The sequence below is a fragment of the Puniceicoccaceae bacterium genome, assembly GCA_040224245.1.
In the GTDB taxonomy this organism is placed as follows: domain Bacteria; phylum Verrucomicrobiota; class Verrucomicrobiia; order Opitutales; family JAFGAQ01; genus JAKSBQ01.
The window spans coordinates 70,136-88,613 of record JBEGIR010000063.1 but is presented as its reverse complement, the minus strand read 5'-3'; the positions used below and the strand labels follow the sequence as shown (position 1 = coordinate 88,613).

Below are 18,478 nucleotides of genomic sequence, written 5' to 3'. Positions count from 1 at the left end.
GATCTATTCCGCTACAAGATTTGACATGTAGTCAATCTGCTCACGACGTCCTTTCACATTGTCTTCCAGTCGGCTGATATCCACAGATGCATTGTCGCGAAGGCGCTGCACCCGCTCCACATCCCGACGTTTCTCACGAAGTTCCCCCTCCAGCTGGTTTGCCTGTGCTGCCAACGGAATCTTTTCGTTCTTGATCGTTTCCCGCACCGTATTCAATTCGGCGATGGATGCATCCAGATCCCGCTTGATCGAACTTTCGACCTGCCCCATAAGCTGGGTAGCGGCGAATCCCGCCACCACAACAGTGGCGATTCCAATAAATTGCTTGTTCATGATCATGAAAAATGGGGCAGGTTAATTGTTGATATTCACGGGCATCGGAACGAACTCAATCTGAGTTGTATTGCCTTCATACATGTCGATCAGTCGGAGCACATCCGCCGCAATCGATGCATCCGGAACCCATTGCCACCCTTTTTCGGTGGATCGTCCGTATCCGGCATGCTCGCCCGAACGATCCGCATAGTAAGCTGCCCCCAATCCAAAGTAGATGGTCGTCACCTGCACCCGATTTCCTTCGAACTCGCGCTGCTCCGGGGCGATCTCAACCGCAGTGTTGAATTTATCAATCTGAGTCAGCACCCCAACGATGCTCTGCAAGCGCTGGGAAATCGAAAGTGTGGTTGCCGAAGCATCAAGTGGGATTCGGCGAGTCAGTGGTGCAATCTCGTCTCGCAGCGGAGCCGGGATGCGCTCGATGATGCGTAGCAACCGTGCTTCCTGTGCGGCCACAACGGACTCCAGCTTCGCCTCGATCTTGCGCAACTCGTCCTGCGCTTCCAACATTTCAGAGCGCTTGGAGTCTGCCGCACTGGTAAACTCCTTTGCTTCTTCGATTTTCTCAACCAGCAGCTTCAGCTCCTGTTCGTAAACCTTAATGACATCCTGAAGTCCCCGTTTCTCAACTTCCCAGTCATTTCTCTCTTTCGAGATGGTTTTTTCCACCTCGACCCACTGGTCGAGCATGTGAAAGTTTTCCTCTAGTCCATTTCCGAAACCGGTTCCCACACAAAAGGGAATCGTGCTCAGGAGGACTGCCTTCCTGAAAAGAGCCTTCAACTGATTCATGCTGTATGCAGATTTAAAAACTAAAAACACCACCGAGCATCTAAAATGCCAGTATACAAAAACAACCGAATTACTACCTTATCGTAATTCCAAGCGTTGAATCAACAAGACAAGCGTCTTTGAAGTCAAACACAAATCTGTTTCAGTTCCCACCCATCTTAACAGGTTTTCGAACAACATTGCTTGTCCCGATTTTGGGATTTTTGAGTCTCGCAATCCGGAAAATCGAAAGCACGAGTTCTCATCTAATAGCGTATGCCAAAAGACTACTCAATACTTCATCATGTTCATTGTAAACATGTTATACAACACGATGAGATCCTGAACCTCAATTGGCATGCTTCATGGATAAAGCATGGCATGAAAACAATCCTTCGTTTCGCTTCCGCAAGTTTCCTGATCTCCATCGGAATTTTTCACCAACAGCTTGGTTTGACGGGTGCTCCGACCTGGTCAGCCTGGACAGTTTTGCTCACCGCTTGGCTCATGACTGAACTCCTGCTACTGCCTGGCAGTGTTCAACATTCCTGGAGACAAGAGGCCAGATCGGCACGCTTGGCACACCGTACTAACCGCCCGAGAATCAAGTCCTCACTTGCTGCCTGAGGCTCTCAACCTGACAAGAATTTCATTCCCAAACAAGGGAACGCTTCAAAAATAACAGGTCTTCCGGTCCCCTGACTGGTGCTCGAGATACAGGTGAATGACGCTACGCAAATCCTCATTTCGGTAGGGTTTTGACAAAAAACCGTTCATTCCTGCTCGACGGCACTGTTCCATGTGATCCGGAAGTGCATGGGCAGTGAGAGCCACGATAAACGGTTGAGACTCCTCAGGTAACTCCTTCCGAATCGCCCGTGTACATTGCAATCCATCCATTCCCGGCATTTGGATGTCCATAAACACGAGATCATAAGGTGTTTTCTTCAACGCCGAAAGAGCCTCCTGACCATTCGATGCTTTGGTGGGTACTATGCCACATTTCTTGAGGCACAGTTCGATCACCTTGCTGTTCACAAGATTATCATCCACCACAAGCGTCCGGATGGAGTGTCCAAGCAATCGCTCCGTAGGCGAACGTTCATCCGATTGCGTCTGGACTGGACGGGTCGAATCCAACACAGCATCCGCAGTCCATGAAAAGACAAATTCCGAACCACTCTCCGGTTGACTGACGACCCTGATTTCACCACCCATGCGAGCAGCAAGATGCCGGGAAATCGTCAGCCCAAGGCCACTACCGCCAAACTGTCGGGTATTGGACGCATCTGCCTGCACGAAGGGTTCAAAAATGGTTGCCTGTTTTTCCAAGGGAATGCCAATGCCCGTATCCTTCACACTGATACTCAGGTAGTGGGAGTCTGCAGTTCCACCTTCACGGGAAACCCGGAGCATCACCGATCCTTCCATGGTGTATTTGAATGCGTTGCTCAACAGGTTGACCAAAATCTGTGAAATGCGGACCGAATCCCCGCAGATGGACAGCGGCACATCTGGTTCAATCTGCAGATTGAACCTCACGTTTGCTCGCTTCAGTTTGGGCAGACAGAGTGCTACACTCTCTTTGATGCATTGGTTCAGATCAAACGGAACCGACTCGATTCCAATGCTGCCAGCTTCCATTTTTGACAAATCCAGAATGTCATTGATCGTCATCAGCAACGTTTGCCCCGACTGGTGAATGGTTTCCACAAAGGAGCGTTGCTCTTCATCCATTTCCGTTTCAAACAACAACTGTGCCATTCCCAGAACGCCGTTGAGTGGAGTTCGGATTTCATGACTCATGTTCGTCAGAAACTGCGTCTTGGTAATGTTGGCCTGAAAGGCCTGATTGAGCGCATTCTCAAGTTCCCGCTGCACCTGGTTGCGCCAGGTGACGTCATTGTGGAGACACACCCAATATTCGCCGATGATCGAAACGTGGCTCTCCAGTGCCTTTACCCGACCAGACTTGCTGGTGACCAATACTTCCTCGGCTTCCCACTTGTTGGACCAGGGTCGTTTGATTTGCTCGCCCCAGCGGTTTAGAAATCGCTCCCGATTCACCTCATCCTGAATCAAAACATTCCACATGTCTGTGGCTGTGCGGAAATCAGAGGATTCGTATCCAAGCAACTGGGTAAACCGTTCATTAATCATGACGGTCTGTCCGCTCTGCTTGAAAACTGAAATCGAAATCGGTGCATGAAAAAGCCACGACTGCAACTGGTTGTGACTGTACTGAATCTCTTTTCCCGAAGTGCGCAACCGCCTCCGACTGCGCAACAGTCCCACAATCCAGAAGGCCTGCAGTGCTACCAGAAGCCCCAGCGCGATGATTCCAAAATCCGCGATCTGTGCAGATTCTGACTCAACATTCAAGGGAGAAGCGTAGATCGAACCAGCGTGCAAGAGCGCAACGCCAAACCATCCGACCCGACCCGCACGCCCATCAGAAATGATACCATGCCACGAGTGAATGCATGAGGGATCCAATACCTTCATTAGTTGTGCAAGCGAAAAAAAGAGAGAGAGCGAGAGAAAGCAAAATATTCGAGAAACATCCGTATCAAAACGGTCATCACCTTGATTTACAAGCACTTTGACACAGGAACTTCAGAATTGCAGTCCCACCATGCAGACGATTCAGTGCGCAGCCTCAACACCTGCGTCGCCAGAGCAGCTTACAATACGCTCGTTTAGATTCCTTGCACACAACATTGCACTGGTCCACGCGAACTGGAAATTGAACCCGCCCGTGACACCGTCCACGTTGAGCATTTCCCCGAGAAAATACAGTCCGGAAACGCGGCGACTCTGCATCGTTTTCAAATCCACTTCGCCAGTCGAGATGCCGCCTGCAGTGACAAATTCATCTTTATTTGTACTTTTACCGTCAAATGCGAACCGCGCGCACTTCAGTTGATCGAGCACAGATCGCCACTGCGATTTGTTGAGCTGCGAAACTTGCATTGCCTGCAATCCCAATACTTCGAGCATCCGGGTCCAATATCGCCTGGGCACCCCATCGAATGGAGCATTTCTCAACATTTTTGCGCCATGCATATCCCGAAGATCGAGCAGTCGCTGTTCTGCTTCAGCAACACTGCAGTCTGCGAGAAAATCAACTTCGATCTCCCCTCGGTAGTGCTGCGCAGCCAATTCCCTTGCCGCCCAGGCGGATAGCTTAAGGATCGCAGGTCCGCTCAACCCCCAATGGGTGATCAGCATGGGTCCCTGCTGCTCCGTAATTCCTTTCCCCGCCCGGTACCGAGCTCTTACTTTGGAAAAAGAGACCCCGGCCAATCCTTCAATCCGCGCATCTTGGATATTGAACGTAAACAGTGACGGAACCGGAGACACCACGGTGTGTCCAAGTTGCGCTGCGATGCGGTGCCCCGAAGCATGACTGCCAGTACCCATCACCAGATACCGACATTCACAGTGATAACCATTTTGGAAGCCCAAACGAAATCCACAGTTGCTTCCCATTCTCTCAACCGATTGCAGTCGATACCCCGTGCGCGTCTCAACTCCCGATTCCCGACACGCCTCCATGAGGGTGCGAATGATCTCCCCGGAGTCGTCTGACACCGGGAATACTCGCCCGTCCGCTTCGGTTTTTGTCTTCACGCCCCTATTCGCCAACCAACTGATCATGTGTTCGGGGTGGAATCGAGTGAACGATCCCCTGAGTTCGCGAGAGCCACGGGGATAATTTTCGACCAGCCGCAGGGGATCAAACTGGTGGTGCGTGACGTTGCACCGACCTCCGCCCGATATCCGGACCTTGGAGAGGGGTCGACTCGATGCCTCGAAGAGCACTGCCGTGCTCCCGGTGGATCGCAGCGCCAAATTTGCGCTCACAAAGTAGCCAGCCGCTCCACCGCCGATGATGGCCACATCCATGCAAGCTGGCGCAACCGTGTCTCCATCCATGGCTCAATCCCGCAACCGCCACAACACTTTCCCGCCTAACGCATGCGGAATCGCATCTTGGCCCTAATGTAACCTTCACCCACCTCAAACGTGGCCGCATCCACAGCCTCGGCACGATGACTGACCAATTCAAGCAGGGGTTGCTTTGCCCGACCCTTGCGGTAGATCCTCACCGGCATGCCGGGATGTGATTCAAACAAAAATTGCCCATCTTCACTCAACCCGCGCAATGAAGAAAACTGGTCGAGAAAAATCCCTGGCATGGAACCAACGCCCTCAGCAACCTCAATCCAGTAATCGCGACGGCTGGAACGGATAGAGAATGTGTCGCCTGCAAGTCCACCCCGCTCAAAGGCCTCAATGAATTCAAATTTACCTTCTGTTGGGCGTTTGCGTTCGGGTTCGCCGGGTTTTCCCCACTTTTCCCGCTCAAAATCAGCCTGAAAGATTTGCTTGTTCAACTCATCGAGCAACAGGAGTCCTTCATCATTTTGCAATATTGTCTGAAAATGGGTGGTTCCCAGATACACTTCAGCCCGGACATACGGACCTTTGACCTGACAGAGCATGCGCCACTCCCGATCACCCGAATCGATGCGGTATTCAAATACTCCCTCATATGCCGAAGCAAACAGTGGAAAAACTGCGGCGAGCAGATAGGTCAGATAGTGTTTCATTGCATTCATTAAGTGGACAACAGGCATCAAAGCGTTACAGCAGGGGGTTGAAAAAACAACCTTGTTTTTGACAACTGCCCCGTGATCGTGTCAAACACCAAGCCTGAGAATGATTCCCGGTCTACGAACCCGATGTCCAATCTGATGAAAATTTCCACCCTACTCATGAGTACCATCGCACTCTCGCTCGGCATTCACGCATCCTCCGATGATCCCCATCGCTGGCTCGAAGCCGTCGATAGCGAGGCGGCACTGAAATGGGTGGTGGAACAAAATGAGTCAACATTAACGCATCTGAAATCACAACCGGGCTATGCCCGGAGGGAAGCCGAAGCACTTGAAATTCTGACAGCACCTGACCGCATCATCCAGGGGAGTCTCAGAGGAGATTGGGTCTACAATTTCTGGCGTTCCGCCGAACAACCCCAGGGAGTATGGCGCCGAACTTCATATGAAGCTTTCCGCAACGGGAAATACGAATGGCAGGTACTGCTCGACCTCGATGCCCTGTCCCAGGCAGAGGGAACCAATTGGGTATGGAAGGGTGCGGTCTTTCGTTCCAACACATCCAATCAGTGCCTGATCAAACTTTCAGACGGAGGAAAGGATGCCATGGAGGTACGCGAATACGACCTTGCAACACAGTCATTTGTTCCGGATGGATTTTTCATTCCTGAGGCGAAGACTTACCTCACCTGGGCAGATGAGGACTCGCTCTGGCTTGCCACACAGATGGATGCAGATTCGGTCACCGAATCCGGCTACCCCAGAGTGCTGACACTGCTACACCGCGGGCAATCCCCAAGCGAAGCCAAGCGAGTGTACGAAGCCGATGCATCCCATGTGCTCATCAGCCCGATCACGCTGCGCGACGGATCCAACTCCCATCACCTGCTGATGGATCGCACCACTTTTTACGAGAGTCAGGTGTATTTGCTCCGCCCGGACGGTACCACCGTGCTGCTGCCGATACAGTCATCCGATGAAATACAGGCCATTCACAAGGGGCAATGCATCGTATTGGTTCGCAAAGCCTGGACATACGCAGGAAAACATTTCCCCGAAGGCAGCCTCGTGAGCTTCAGTCTCGATGAAGTCTCAACAGACGGAGGCATCACAACGGTACAACCCATTTTTCTCCCAACCGAAACCACCGCCGTCAAGAGCGTCGCATCCAGTCGCAGTGCCCTGTTGGTCAACCTCAACGACAATGTCACCAATCGCCTTGTTTGCTTTGAGTTCGGTACATCCGGATGGAATGCTAAAGCAGTGGATCTTCCACCCAACGGAACACTTGCCATCTCAAGCACCTCTTCCGAATCCGATATTGCATTTCTCGAAATGGAGGGCTTTCTCAGCCCGGATTCTCTTCTCGAACTCGACGTAATTTCAGGTGAATGGACAACCCTTCAATCCCTTCCAACCCGGTTTGACGCCAGCAACCTGATCGTGAAACAGCAGTACGCCATCAGTCGGGATGGCACCCGCGTACCCTATTTCATGGTACACTCCAAAGACCTGGAGCCAGACGGAACTCATGCCACCTATCTCTATGGGTATGGCGGATTTGAACAGTCCATGAATCCATTCTACCTGAGCACCTACGGCAAACTTTGGGTGGAGCCAGGTCATGTTTTTGTCCTGGCCAACATTCGGGGTGGAGGCGAATTCGGACCCAAATGGCACCAGGCTGCACTCAAGCAAAACCGTCAACGGGCGTTCGACGACTTTCATGCCGTAGCAGAAGACCTCATCAACCGTGGCATCACCAGCCCCGAACACCTGGGCATCGGTGGAGGTTCAAACGGAGGTTTGCTGGTCGGTGTTGCGTTCACTCAGCGTCCGGACCTCTACGGTGCCGTTTTCTGCTCGGTTCCCCTACTCGATATGCTTCGCTACCACGAACTTCCACCCGGTGCCAGCTGGATCGCCGAATACGGAGACCCACGGATTCCGGAGGAGCGGGACTTTATTGCGGCCTACTCCCCCTATCAGAATCTGCGCAAGGACGCCTCCTACCCCAAAGTTTTCTTCTACACCTCCACCCGTGATGATCGCGTCCACCCGGGTCATGCCCGAAAAATGGCGGCCCGCATGGCGGAAATGGGGCATCCGCATTTCTACTTCGAACGCATCGAAGGTGGGCATGCCGGAGGGGCGAACCTCACACAGTATGCAGAACTCTACGCCTTGCAGTTCACCTACCTGCAATCTCAACTGTCAAAGGCGAACTAAACCGTGCTAACCGCGAAAAAGCTCAAAGTTTTCAGGAGTTTTTTACATATCCGGCGTCTTTTGGCTCTCTCGGTAAAAAACACGGAAGGTTTTCATCAAAGTTCTTGATTAATCCAGACCCTTGTTGCAGCCTAGACCCTCATAAACACTACCATTTGGAAGTAAGAACACTAAATCATAACACGAATTATCCTCGATACTATATATGAATAAATCACAACTCGTTGACGCGGTTGCCAAGAACTCCGGACTGACAATCAAGGATTCCGAAAAAGCAGTAGATGCATTCGTAGCAGCTGTAAAAGAAGGTCTCAAAGCGGATGGCTCCGTTCAGCTGATTGGCTTCGGTTCTTTCAGTGTTGGTGAAAGAGCTGCACGCGAAGGAGTAAACCCCCGCACCGGTGAAAAGATCAAAATCGCTGCATCCAAGACCGTTAAGTTCAAGGCTGGCGCAAAGCTGAAGGACGTCCTGTAACTCCCCGTTTTCAACCTTTGGTTGGAAAAACTGATTTCAAAGTGCCGTTGCCCCGAGCGACGGCACTTTTTTTGTGGGCTTGACCAGCATCCACAAGTTGCACGCATCCCCACCGGATCGCAATGCGATCACAATACTGCTCAGCACAACAACAGACATTCCCAAACCGAAAAAAAATCCCATTCCAGCTGTTGAAATCTCTTTGGGGTGAATTCCAAAAAAAAGGTCCCCTTTCCAAGTGGAGACCTCCAAAAAATTGGAGGCGCGGGTCGGAATCGAACCGACGCATAGGGCTTTTGCAGAGCCCGGCCTTACCACTTGGCTACCGCGCCTTGATCTGTTGTTACCTCAAATGGGCACACCCACACTGTTGTTTTCCATTCGAAACACAGCAGCGAACGATCAAAGCGGCTAATTTAGTGTTTTCTTCATCCTCATTTCAACCATTATTTTCCCAATGCTTTCGAAAAGGATCATTCCATGTCTCGATGTCACCGAAGGAAGGGTGGTAAAAGGTATACGCTTTCAGGAACTCCGTGATGCAGGCGACCCCGTCGAAACTGCAAAAGCCTACGAACAGCAAGGCGCAGACGAATTGGTTTTCCTTGATATCACCGCCTCCAGCGACAACCGCAGTATCATGCATGAGGTTGTGGAACGCACCGCGTCCGAATGCTTCATGCCACTGACCGTGGGCGGCGGACTGCGTTCGCTGGAAGACATCACTGCGATGCTGCACTCCGGCGCCGACAAGGTGAGCCTGAATACCTCTGCTCTACAAAACCCCAATCTTGTGAATCTGGCAGCCGAACGCTTTGGCACTTCCTGCATTGTAGTGGCCATGGATGCGAAGCGCGATCCCGAGCTGGGCGGTTGGCGCATTTACACTCATGGTGGAAGGAATGCCACCGAATGGAACGCTGTCGATTGGGCAAGGGAAGTCGTCAAGCGCGGAGCCGGGGAAATTTTACTGACAAGCATGGACCAGGACGGCATGCAGAGCGGATATGACAATGAACTCAACTGCACCATCAGCGAGGCGGTGCAGGTGCCCGTCATTGCATCGGGAGGAGCTGGTACACTCGATCATCTGGTCGATGCCATTCACATCGGAAAAGCCGATGCGGTACTCGCCGCATCCATTTTCCATTTTGGAACTTTCACCATCCAGCAAGTGAAACAACACATGAGTCAGATGGGGATTCCCGTGCGAATGATTTGATCCAATCCCCAACTCACAGTCCTTCTGACACCAAATCCAAGAGTAATGCCACACCCGCGCAGTCGGAAAACCCCAACATCCATCCTGATCATCCGCTTGAGCGCGATCGGAGATAATGTCATGGCAACCCCACTGATTCGTGCATTTCGGCGCAAGTTTCCGGATGCTCGCATCGACTGGCTCGTGCAGCCTGAGTCCAGGGATCTGGTTTCCCACCATCCCGAACTGAGGGAAGCAATCAGCTGGCCTACCCGACGCTTTAAGCAGCTTTCACGGGAGCGGCACTATCTCACACTCATGCGCGAGTGGGTTTCCGCACTCCGGGAAATTCGAAAACGACGCTATGACTGGGTCGTGGATACCCAGGGACTCTTGAAGAGTGGTCTCATCGCCTGGTCATCCGGAGCACACTACCGTATCGGTTGCGGTGCACGTGAAGGGGCTCAGTTCATGGTTCACGACAATGTACCCAAAATTCACGGAAAACCCCGTATCAGTTCGGAATATCTCGACATTGCCGCATTTCTGGATCTGCCGACAGAACCCTTCGACATGGAGCTGGGATTGCCACCAACATCGGCAATCAACGTTGAACAAACACTGGCAGAATTTTCACTGCACCCTCACGCTTTTGTAGCTCTTTTTCCCTTCACCACCCGTCCCCAAAAGCACTGGATCGAATCCCATTGGGTCGATTGGATCGATCGCTGGTGGCAACAGACCCAAATTCCCTGTGTGCTGCTGGGAGGTCCGGGTGATCGCGAGGCGTCACACCGCATCATACAGCAACTCCGATCCCCTGCCGCTGTCATCAATCTTGCCGGAGAGCGTTTTCTTTCCATTCCGGACAGTGCCGCATTCATTGCTCGTGCCAGGCTCTGCGTCGGAGTGGATACGGGCATGACCCACATGAGCATCGCGCAAAAACGTCCGACGGTCTGCCTGTTTGGTTCAACCGTTCCCTACACCGAAACCGGGAGTCATCCACACGTCCGCATTCTCTATGAATCCCTGCCTTGCGCCCCATGCCGCAAACATCCCACCTGTAACGGACGCTATGATTGCATGCAACAGCTCAGGGTCGACTCGGTGATGTCCGCCGCATTGGACTTGATGGACGCTGAATCTGGCTGAGGAAAATTCACTTCTACATTCGTCTGATCTGGCGTTCCCAAAACTGGAGCAAATATTGTCGTGCAAAATCGCTCGCTTTCGGGTTGAGCCATTAACAAAGCTGCGTAGGATTTCGCTTTCGAGCACACCATCCCCATCTTGCCATGAATCTTACCCATCGAATTCTCACACTTCTCGCCATCTGCATGCTTCCGTTTTCCCTCGCAGCCACCCTCCCGATTGCTCCCGGTGCCGAACTCAGGTGCGTGTCATCCAACTTTGCCTTCACCGAAGGTCCAGCTGCAGATACGGCAGGAAATGTCTATTTCACAGATCAACCCAATGACCGCATTCATCTCTGGAATGCGAGCACGGGTGAGGTCAGCGTATTCATGGAACCCAGTGGTCGCTCCAATGGCCTCTGGTTCACAACCCACCCTCAACCCACGCTCTACGCCTGTGCGGACGCCGATGGGGAGTTGTGGAGCATTGATGTGGATACGCTTGCAGTCACTGTCAGGGTTGCCGGGTTTTCAGGCAAACTGCTCAATGGCCCCAATGACGTCTGGGTCCACCCCGATGGTAGTCTCTATTTCACCGACCCGTTCTACAAACGACCGTACTGGAACAATCGCGAAGCCCCTGAGCAACCCGGCCAGCATGTTTATCGACTGCCAGTCGGCTCAACCGAAGCCATCCCCGTCGAAACCGGGCTGCAACAGCCCAATGGTATTATCGGAACTCCAGATGGCCGGCAGCTCTTTGTGGCCGACATTGGGGCCAAGCAAACCTGGGTCTATACCATTGATGAACAGGGAGAACTCTCCGACAAGCGTCTTTTCTGTGAACTCGGTTCGGATGGTATGACGCTTGATGCCGATGGGAACCTCTACCTGACGGGTGATGGAGTCACTGTGTTTTCTCCTAAAGGAAAGCTTCTTGGAAATATTCCCGTGCCCGAGAACTGGACCGCCAATGTCACTTTTGCAGGTCCTGAACACCGCACTTTGTTTATTACGGCAATGGGTTCCATCTACACGCTCGAGATGTCTGTCTCCGGTGCCGCATTCCAGCATTGAGCCATCACATGGAGCGCTCACGCAAAACGATTCCCCGCGCGCATCCTCGGCCAGACTTCATTCTCAATCCTTCACCACTGCGTCCACATTGACGCGAATGATGCACATGTCATCCTTCAGTTTGGCGTCATTGGAGAAGTGATTGATGGTGTGAATCAATCGATCCAGAACACCTTGCGTATCTTCAGGTCGAAGGTTTTGAAAAACCTTCAGCAAGCGATCATACCCAAATTCTTCACCTTCATCGTTTTCCACCTCAACGACACCATCGGTGTAAAAGAAGAGGGATTGCTCGGGTGCGATGGAAACCGATTGGTAGGCATATTTGTAGCCATCGATCAATCCAAGAGCAGGTTCAGGTGACTCTGCAACAGCGGGCAGAAATGCAGCGGTCCCATTGCGCCGATTTGCCAATACTGGTGACGGATGCCCGGCGTTGGCGTAGTGGATGAAACCACGATCAAGATCGATCACACCGTAAAATGCCGTTACGAACAAGGTGATGTCCAGCTGAGTCAGCACCGTGCTGAGGCTTCGATTGACCTTGCGCAGGAATACGTGGGGGTAAGGGGTGATCAGTTTTAACTCCCCGATCAACCCTCGCAGGATCGCCGTGACCAGTGATGCCCGAATCCCATGTCCCATCACATCGCAGATCAGTATCCCCGCTTTGGTGCTCGAGATCGGGATCACCTGAAAAAAATCTCCGGCCAACTTCTCCGACGGCACATAGCGATGGGAAAAACCCAACGCACTTTTTTCCATGGAGTGACCCCAGCGAAAAACGGGATAGCTGGTCGGAATAAATGCTGTCTGCAGCTTGCGCGCCATCTCAAGATCTGACTCAATCTGCTCATTTTTTTCCCGAAGATCGTGCGCAAGCGCGAGCAAACGTTCTTCCGCCAGTTTTTTGTCCGTTATGTCCCGGGAAAGTCCAAAGGTTCCAATGATGTTTCCCGCATCATCCGTGAGAGGCATCTTGGTTGTCGTGGACCATGCGACCTGTCCCTCCTCTTGCTCGTCGTGCTCATCCTTATGCACAATCTTGCCTTCCCGAATGATGCTCTGCTCATCCTCAAACTTTTGCTGAGCATAGACTTTTGGGAAAAAATCAAAATCGGTTTTCCCGACAACTTCGTCCTCCGTTGTCACCCCAAAATACCGAATGAACGCGTCATTGCCCGTGATGAATCGGCTCGAAAGATCTTTGAAATAAATCCGGTCCGGCAAGTGGCGCATCAGATGGTTCAGATAGAGCATTTGCTGCTTGTTCTCCCGCGCGCCCAGTTCATACGCCTCAAGCAGTGCCTCGGTCAGCAGTTGACCATCGATTTCGGGCTGGGATTGTTGAAGGGATTCCCGAATCGCATCGAGTTTCTGCTGGTGCTCTTTTTTCATGTATCAACAAGCCATAGATGACAGAATCGCACCCGGCGATCAATTCCAATTCAAACACTCCACTTCCCCTGCGGGCGGGCTGACGCACTACATGTTCACCAGGTGGTTCAACGTGCTGATGCGTGGTGAAACACAAATGGCACCCGCATGCGTATCGGGACGACCTGCCCGTCCTTTTCTCCCGGATTGAATCTCCAGTCACGAATGGCTTCCAGTGCGGCATTGTCAAAGATCATGTGCGTGCTCGACACAACTCTTGGAGCGCCGACGCTTCCTGCCTCGTCCACGACAAACTCCACAACCACGACTCCGTTCGCGCGGTTTCGGCGTGCTTCAACAGGAAATTCCGGTTTGGCACGATGCACCGGAATAGGACGCACATCAGCCTCCATCACGTTGACAATGCTCGACTGCAGATCAATTTCCGACAGATCAAAGGACGGCACCTCAAAATCGAGATTCAGTGGTTCCCAAGGCAACACAGGATAGGGCAAGTCTTCCCGTTGCTCCTCCATAAGGGTGAGCCGATTCGCTTCATTCTGCTCCGTCACCGGTGCTTGCGCGGGTTGAACACGTTCAGGCAGCTCACGAACTTCCGGAGGCTGGTAATTCAGCACCGCTCCTTCCGGATGCAATCCGGTCGCATTTCGGCGCAAGCTGGGTCCATAGATCAAGGGAATCGAGGCAACCAGTGTTGCCGTCCCGAACATGATCATCAGGGCGAACTTGAGCTGAGGAAGCCATTCTTTGGGCAGGGTTCGGCGACGAGACTCGAAGACGGAAGTCAGGTGGGCATACAGTTCGGTCTTCTGGTCATGCGTCAGGTCAACATCCGGACCCGCTTGCTCCAGAGTTGACCCCACTTCACTGACAAACGAGGACACTTCCTGAAACCGTTCCAGTTCCCTGAAATCCTGTCCCAGCTCCGCGTGCAGACGTTGGGCCGTCTTCGCATCCACTGCCTCATTCAGCATGAGACGGAGCCATTGTTCCTCTTTCTGCGGATCGTAATTGCTCATGATGCGTTCGCTATCAAACCCGTTTCGCCATTTCGTAACGCAACCGGGATACCGACTGGTGAATCACAAACCCGACATTCGTGACAGACAGTCCCGTGACCGCCGAAATGGCCTTGTAACTCAATCCACTCTGGAATTTGAGTACCATCACCTCGCGGTGACGCTCGGGCAACTGGTCCAGGCACGAGTAGAGCATTTGGCGTGTCTCCGACTCGATCGTGGACTGAAGCGGATCGGGTTCCGAACTTGAGCTGTAGTGCTGGATCAGATCCGACCCATTGCCCACCCATCGCGACTGTCGCCGCTGGGAATCGATCGCCAGATTTCGGCACACCAGATAGAGCCATGGAATCACGCGATCGCCTGAAGGTTTGCGGCGTGCTTTGAGCAAGCGAAGAAACGCTTCCTGGACGATATCCCGGGAAAGCTCCAGCTGTCGGGTGCGGTGATACACATAGCGCGTGAGCTTTCCGGAATGTGTCTCCACAATCTGGATAAATTCAGCTTCGCTGAACGCTTCTGCCTCTCTCGCATTCACGGGGATTTGGGATAATTCAGGGTAATATAGATAACGAATTCACATCGGTTTTCTTAGCAAAAACCAGTGCTAGGCTAGGCATGAAGCCGCAAACTTCCAATCAAAAAAGGTTGAGATTCACCCATTTTCCAGATGATCTCGATCTGAGAGCGCTGTTGCGCGCTGAACCTTCAACTCCATCCAATGAAAGCTTGCACCTACTTTGATCTTCCGGATTCCCTGCAACTGTTTGCACCCTACTTTTTGCCTGATGCTGCACCGTGGCAATGGCTTGATCAAATCCCACACGCACTCAAAGACTTTTTTTCCAAGGGGAACTTCACAGAAGCCCAAACCCTTTTCCCTGCGGGACTACACCGTTCCGGACCCGTCTATGTTCACAGCAGTGTGAAACTTCCACCCTATGGGGTCATCGAAGGTCCTGCATACATCGGCCCTGACTGTGAATTACGCCCCGGGGTCTACATTCGCGGAAACGTGATCGCAGGGAGTCATTGCGTGCTCGGAAATTCGTGCGAATACAAGAACGCGCTGCTCATGGACCACGTAGAGACCGCCCATTTTAATTACGTCGGCGATAGCATCCTGGGAAACCGATCCCACCTGGGCGCGGGTGTAATCCTCGCCAATGTTCGCCTCGACCGCAAACCCATCCAGCTTCGCATCGATGGCAAAACGGTGGATACGGGTCGCCGAAAAATAGGTGCCATCCTCGGCGAGCGCGTCGAGGTCAGCTGCAATACCGTGCTCTCACCCGGAACACTTGTCGGTAAAGCAGCCTACATCGTCTGTTCCCCTTCGGCAGGAGGTATCATTCAGGAACGTGCGATCGTGAGACTCTCCTGAAATTGAGCAACCAGCCCATCCAGACATGGGCGCTTACCGACTTAAAGCTTCGCCACAAGCGTCCCGCTATCTCAGGAATTTCGCTGCTGCCACGAGGCTACAATCTCTTCAAAAATCTGCCTGAGCGGAATGGAGATGTCCCAGTCGGGATAGTGCTGCCTCATTTTGCGCAAGTCACTGTAATAACAAATGTGATCTCCGATACGGTTATCATCCACGTATTGGTATAACTGAGGTTTACCGGTGATCGATTCCGCTATCGCAAATGCTTCCAGGATGGAGCAGGCGTTGCCTTTTCCTCCACCCAGATTGTAGACTTCACCCGCTCGGGGAGATTCCACAAATGCAGCAATGAAACGCGCCACATCCACCGAATGAATGTTGTCACGCACCTGTTTCCCTTTGTAACCAAATACCTTGTATTCACGTTCCTCAAGATTGCATTTCACCAGGTAGCTCAGAAATCCGTGCAGTTCCACGCCCGAGTGATTAGGGCCGGTCAGACATCCACCTCTCAGACAACAAGTGGGCATGTTGAAATAACGTCCATACTCCTGCACCATCACATCCGCCGCCACTTTTGATGCCCCAAAGAGCGAATGCTTGCTCTGATCGATGGAAAACGTCTCTGCGATGCCGTTTTCAAACTCAGGATCATCATAGTCCCACCGCGTCTCCAGTTCCTTCAATTTGATGCGATTGGGGCGATCACCATATACCTTGTTTGTCGACATGTGAACAAACGGTGATTCAGGAGTGTGCTGACGCGCTGCTTCCAGCAGGTTCAGTGTACCTACCGCATTGGTGTCAAAATCATCGAATGGAATAGCTGCTGCACGATCATGAGAAGGTTGTGCCGCCGTGTGCACGACGCAATCCGGGCGAACAGATTTCAGCAGTTCGAGCATTCCTGCGCGATCCCGGATATCAATTTCATGGTGGACAAACCCTTTCAGACTTTGCTGCAGCCGTTGCTGATTCCAACGCGTATTCCCGTTGGGACCAAAAAACACTGCGCGCTGATTGTTGTCGACGCCATGTACTTCATATCCGAGTTTTGCGAAATACACGCAAACCTCGGAGCCGATGAGTCCCGATGAACCAGTGACCAGTACTTTTTTCATGATCAATTCGCTATTCAGTTGGATGTATGGTGAAAGAGACTGATGGCCTTGATGCGTCGGCGATAGCGTTCACCAATCACATGTATTGAAAACCTGTCGCGCATGGTAGCCATTCCCGCTGTAGCAATGCGAGTCCGAAAATCAGAATCTTCCGCAACCTTGCGCATCCACCGCGCTGCATCATGGGTATCGGCTTCTGCCCAAAGCTGCCCTTTGCTGTAGGGACCCACCGGGCGTTCCAGCTCCACGAGTTGATACGCCACGGGACATCCATTTTTCAAATCGACAAACTCCGAGGTTGCCGACCAGTTGGTTGAGATCACAGGTTTGCCCAGTGCCATCATTTCTGCAACGGCCAGCCCAAACCCCTCGGAACGGTGCAGCGAAACAAATGCATCGCAGGCAAACTGCAGTCCGGTCAATGCCTCTCGTGTGAGGGTTTCATCCACAATATAGAGATGAGGCAGCTCCTGCTGAAGTTTCTGGAGCGCCAACCGATCTTCCGGACGGTATCCCTTGCCATGCATTTTGAGCACCAACCCTACGGATGCATCCCCGCACGATTCCGCAAAAGCCAGGCGATACGCCTCAATCACCGCCTCAGGATTCTTGCGTGGAGCGTAGCTGTTCAAATCGAAACTGAACAGGAACAGAAATCGATCTTTCGGAAGTCCAAAACGACGACGCCATTGCGCAGGAGTTCCCTCGACTTCGGGTATTTCAATCGCATGCGGCATTGTCATGACCGGGATCGGTAACTTGGCAGCCATCGCCTCCCTGCAAAAATCGGAAGGACACCATATCTCATCAAACGCCAAAGCATAACGCACCCATGCGTCGGGAAACTCCGGTAGTTCCCATGCCCAGTACCCAATGCGATACCGGTCCTTTCCCATCTCCACCGGGTGCTTGACAGTCAAATCGAACGACTGCGGTGCATCCACATGGGCAATGCTGATGGCCTGCATGCCTTGGTCTACAAGGGGCTTCGTCCAGAGTTCCGGTGATTGCCCCCCTTCCAGATGCAGGCGAAGGTTGACAGCGTGCACTGGTAATCCGGTCGTTTCCGCAGCCCGCACACATGCCCGGGCAGACTCACCTACTCCCAGATATCCATGAAACCAACCCACCACATTGATTCCCAAGTCAGCGTTTCGAAACAGAAACTCCGACTCAAAGGATGCGTGGGAGCGTTCCAGATCCAAAAGGCAATCCCCATTTACCCAGACAGATCGTATGCGCAATCGGCGGTTGTTCCACTGCCTGCGAAAGGGTTGCAACCACTGTCTCCATCGTTTGGGTAGCCAAAATGCCCGCTCCAGTTTCCTGCCTGTAAATGCAAGAAAATTGGTCCAGAAAACTCGCTTGAGGCGCACTTCAAGCACATGCAAATCCTGTTCTCTCCCACTGGAAAACGCACAGGTCTGATCCAATTCACCAACACCGGTCGGGTTGATCTTGTGCCAAGTGCCCGCATCCAGTCGCAGCTCGAGTCCTGGGGGTTGTCGATTCCAGCGCGAGTGACACTGCGTCTCGACAGGAGCAAGATCCGCCAAAATTCTCACACTTTGAACAGGCGTCCTGCATCGAAACCGCACAGTCGCACGTTCTCGCATCCAGCATCCGGGTGCTTCCAGTCCGGTGGGATGCAAGCCCTCAACTGAAAACTGTCCGTGCAGGCTGGCCATGGGTTGCGATCATCAAAA

General features: G+C 52.5%; 16 protein-coding genes and 1 tRNA gene. 6 read left to right on the top strand and 11 right to left on the bottom strand.

Translation table 11 applies throughout. The annotated features are described in order from the left end of the window. Positions 1-3: 3 nt before the first annotated feature. The 5 genes from ABQ298_10210 to ABQ298_10190 form a co-directional block, all read right to left on the bottom strand. On the bottom strand, positions 4-333 hold the full coding sequence (locus ABQ298_10210; GenBank protein ID MEQ9824745.1) for a hypothetical protein: 330 nt from the start codon (positions 331-333) through the stop codon (positions 4-6). Positions 334-354: 21 nt separating this feature from the next. Then, the gene (locus tag ABQ298_10205) at positions 355-1,128 is read right to left on the bottom strand and encodes a DUF3450 family protein (protein ID MEQ9824744.1); all 774 of its coding nucleotides are present in this window, start codon (positions 1,126-1,128) and stop codon (positions 355-357) included. A 651-nt stretch (positions 1,129-1,779) separates the two neighbouring features. Then, positions 1,780-3,612 (bottom strand): ATP-binding protein, encoded by a 1,833-nt coding sequence (locus ABQ298_10200; protein ID MEQ9824743.1) that lies wholly within the window; start codon positions 3,610-3,612, stop codon positions 1,780-1,782. Positions 3,613-3,753: 141 nt separating this feature from the next. Beyond that, positions 3,754-5,046, bottom strand: coding sequence for an NAD(P)/FAD-dependent oxidoreductase (locus tag ABQ298_10195; protein MEQ9824742.1), 1,293 nt, complete (start codon positions 5,044-5,046; stop codon positions 3,754-3,756). A 35-nt stretch (positions 5,047-5,081) separates the two neighbouring features. Next, positions 5,082-5,723: a hypothetical protein gene (locus ABQ298_10190; GenBank protein ID MEQ9824741.1), complete on the bottom strand. Its 642-nt coding sequence runs from the start codon at positions 5,721-5,723 to the stop codon at positions 5,082-5,084. 144 nt (positions 5,724-5,867) lie between these two features. Between ABQ298_10190 and ABQ298_10185 the strand changes: the two genes are divergently transcribed. Beyond that, a complete protein-coding gene (locus tag ABQ298_10185; GenBank protein ID MEQ9824740.1) occupies positions 5,868-7,958 on the top strand; it encodes a prolyl oligopeptidase family serine peptidase in 2,091 nt (696 codons plus the stop codon). Between the two features lie 205 nt (positions 7,959-8,163). Further along, positions 8,164-8,433, top strand: coding sequence for an HU family DNA-binding protein (locus tag ABQ298_10180; GenBank protein ID MEQ9824739.1), 270 nt, complete (start codon positions 8,164-8,166; stop codon positions 8,431-8,433). A 257-nt stretch (positions 8,434-8,690) separates the two neighbouring features. Here the strand turns inward: ABQ298_10180 and ABQ298_10175 are convergent. Next, positions 8,691-8,765: transfer RNA gene (locus ABQ298_10175), tRNA-Cys, on the bottom strand. Positions 8,766-8,890: 125 nt separating this feature from the next. On the opposite strand from ABQ298_10175, the gene hisF reads away from it, so the two are divergent. The 3 genes from hisF (at position 8,891) to ABQ298_10160 (ending at position 11,847) form a co-directional block, all read left to right on the top strand. Beyond that, on the top strand, positions 8,891-9,655 hold the full coding sequence (gene hisF, locus ABQ298_10170) for an imidazole glycerol phosphate synthase subunit HisF (protein ID MEQ9824738.1): 765 nt from the start codon (positions 8,891-8,893) through the stop codon (positions 9,653-9,655). A gap of 45 nt (positions 9,656-9,700) precedes the next feature. After that, entirely contained in the window at positions 9,701-10,789 is a 1,089-nt protein-coding gene (locus tag ABQ298_10165) for a glycosyltransferase family 9 protein (protein ID MEQ9824737.1), read from the top strand. Positions 10,790-10,932: 143 nt separating this feature from the next. Next, positions 10,933-11,847 (top strand): SMP-30/gluconolactonase/LRE family protein, encoded by a 915-nt coding sequence (locus ABQ298_10160; GenBank protein ID MEQ9824736.1) that lies wholly within the window; start codon positions 10,933-10,935, stop codon positions 11,845-11,847. A 63-nt stretch (positions 11,848-11,910) separates the two neighbouring features. Here the strand turns inward: ABQ298_10160 and ABQ298_10155 are convergent, their stop codons facing one another. The 3 genes from ABQ298_10155 to ABQ298_10145 all read right to left on the bottom strand — a co-directional run bounded on the left by ABQ298_10155 (position 11,911) and on the right by ABQ298_10145 (position 14,802). Continuing rightward, a complete protein-coding gene (locus ABQ298_10155) occupies positions 11,911-13,245 on the bottom strand; it encodes a SpoIIE family protein phosphatase (GenBank protein MEQ9824735.1) in 1,335 nt (444 codons plus the stop codon). 107 nt (positions 13,246-13,352) lie between these two features. Continuing rightward, positions 13,353-14,264, bottom strand: a complete 912-nt coding sequence (locus ABQ298_10150; GenBank protein MEQ9824734.1) for an energy transducer TonB — start codon at positions 14,262-14,264, stop codon at positions 13,353-13,355. A 13-nt stretch (positions 14,265-14,277) separates the two neighbouring features. Further along, entirely contained in the window at positions 14,278-14,802 is a 525-nt protein-coding gene (locus ABQ298_10145; GenBank protein MEQ9824733.1) for a sigma-70 family RNA polymerase sigma factor, read from the bottom strand. A 183-nt stretch (positions 14,803-14,985) separates the two neighbouring features. Between ABQ298_10145 and ABQ298_10140 the strand changes: the two genes are divergently transcribed. Continuing rightward, entirely contained in the window at positions 14,986-15,648 is a 663-nt protein-coding gene (locus ABQ298_10140) for a UDP-N-acetylglucosamine diphosphorylase (GenBank protein MEQ9824732.1), read from the top strand. A 71-nt stretch (positions 15,649-15,719) separates the two neighbouring features. Here the strand turns inward: ABQ298_10140 and ABQ298_10135 are convergent, their stop codons facing one another. Beyond that, on the bottom strand, positions 15,720-16,772 hold the full coding sequence (locus ABQ298_10135) for an NAD-dependent epimerase/dehydratase family protein (GenBank protein MEQ9824731.1): 1,053 nt from the start codon (positions 16,770-16,772) through the stop codon (positions 15,720-15,722). Positions 16,773-16,786: 14 nt separating this feature from the next. Next, positions 16,787-18,460 carry a glycosyltransferase family 4 protein gene (locus ABQ298_10130; protein MEQ9824730.1) on the bottom strand — a complete coding sequence of 558 codons (1,674 nt, stop codon included), beginning with the start codon at positions 18,458-18,460 and terminating at the stop codon, positions 16,787-16,789. Positions 18,461-18,478: the final 18 nt, after the last annotated feature.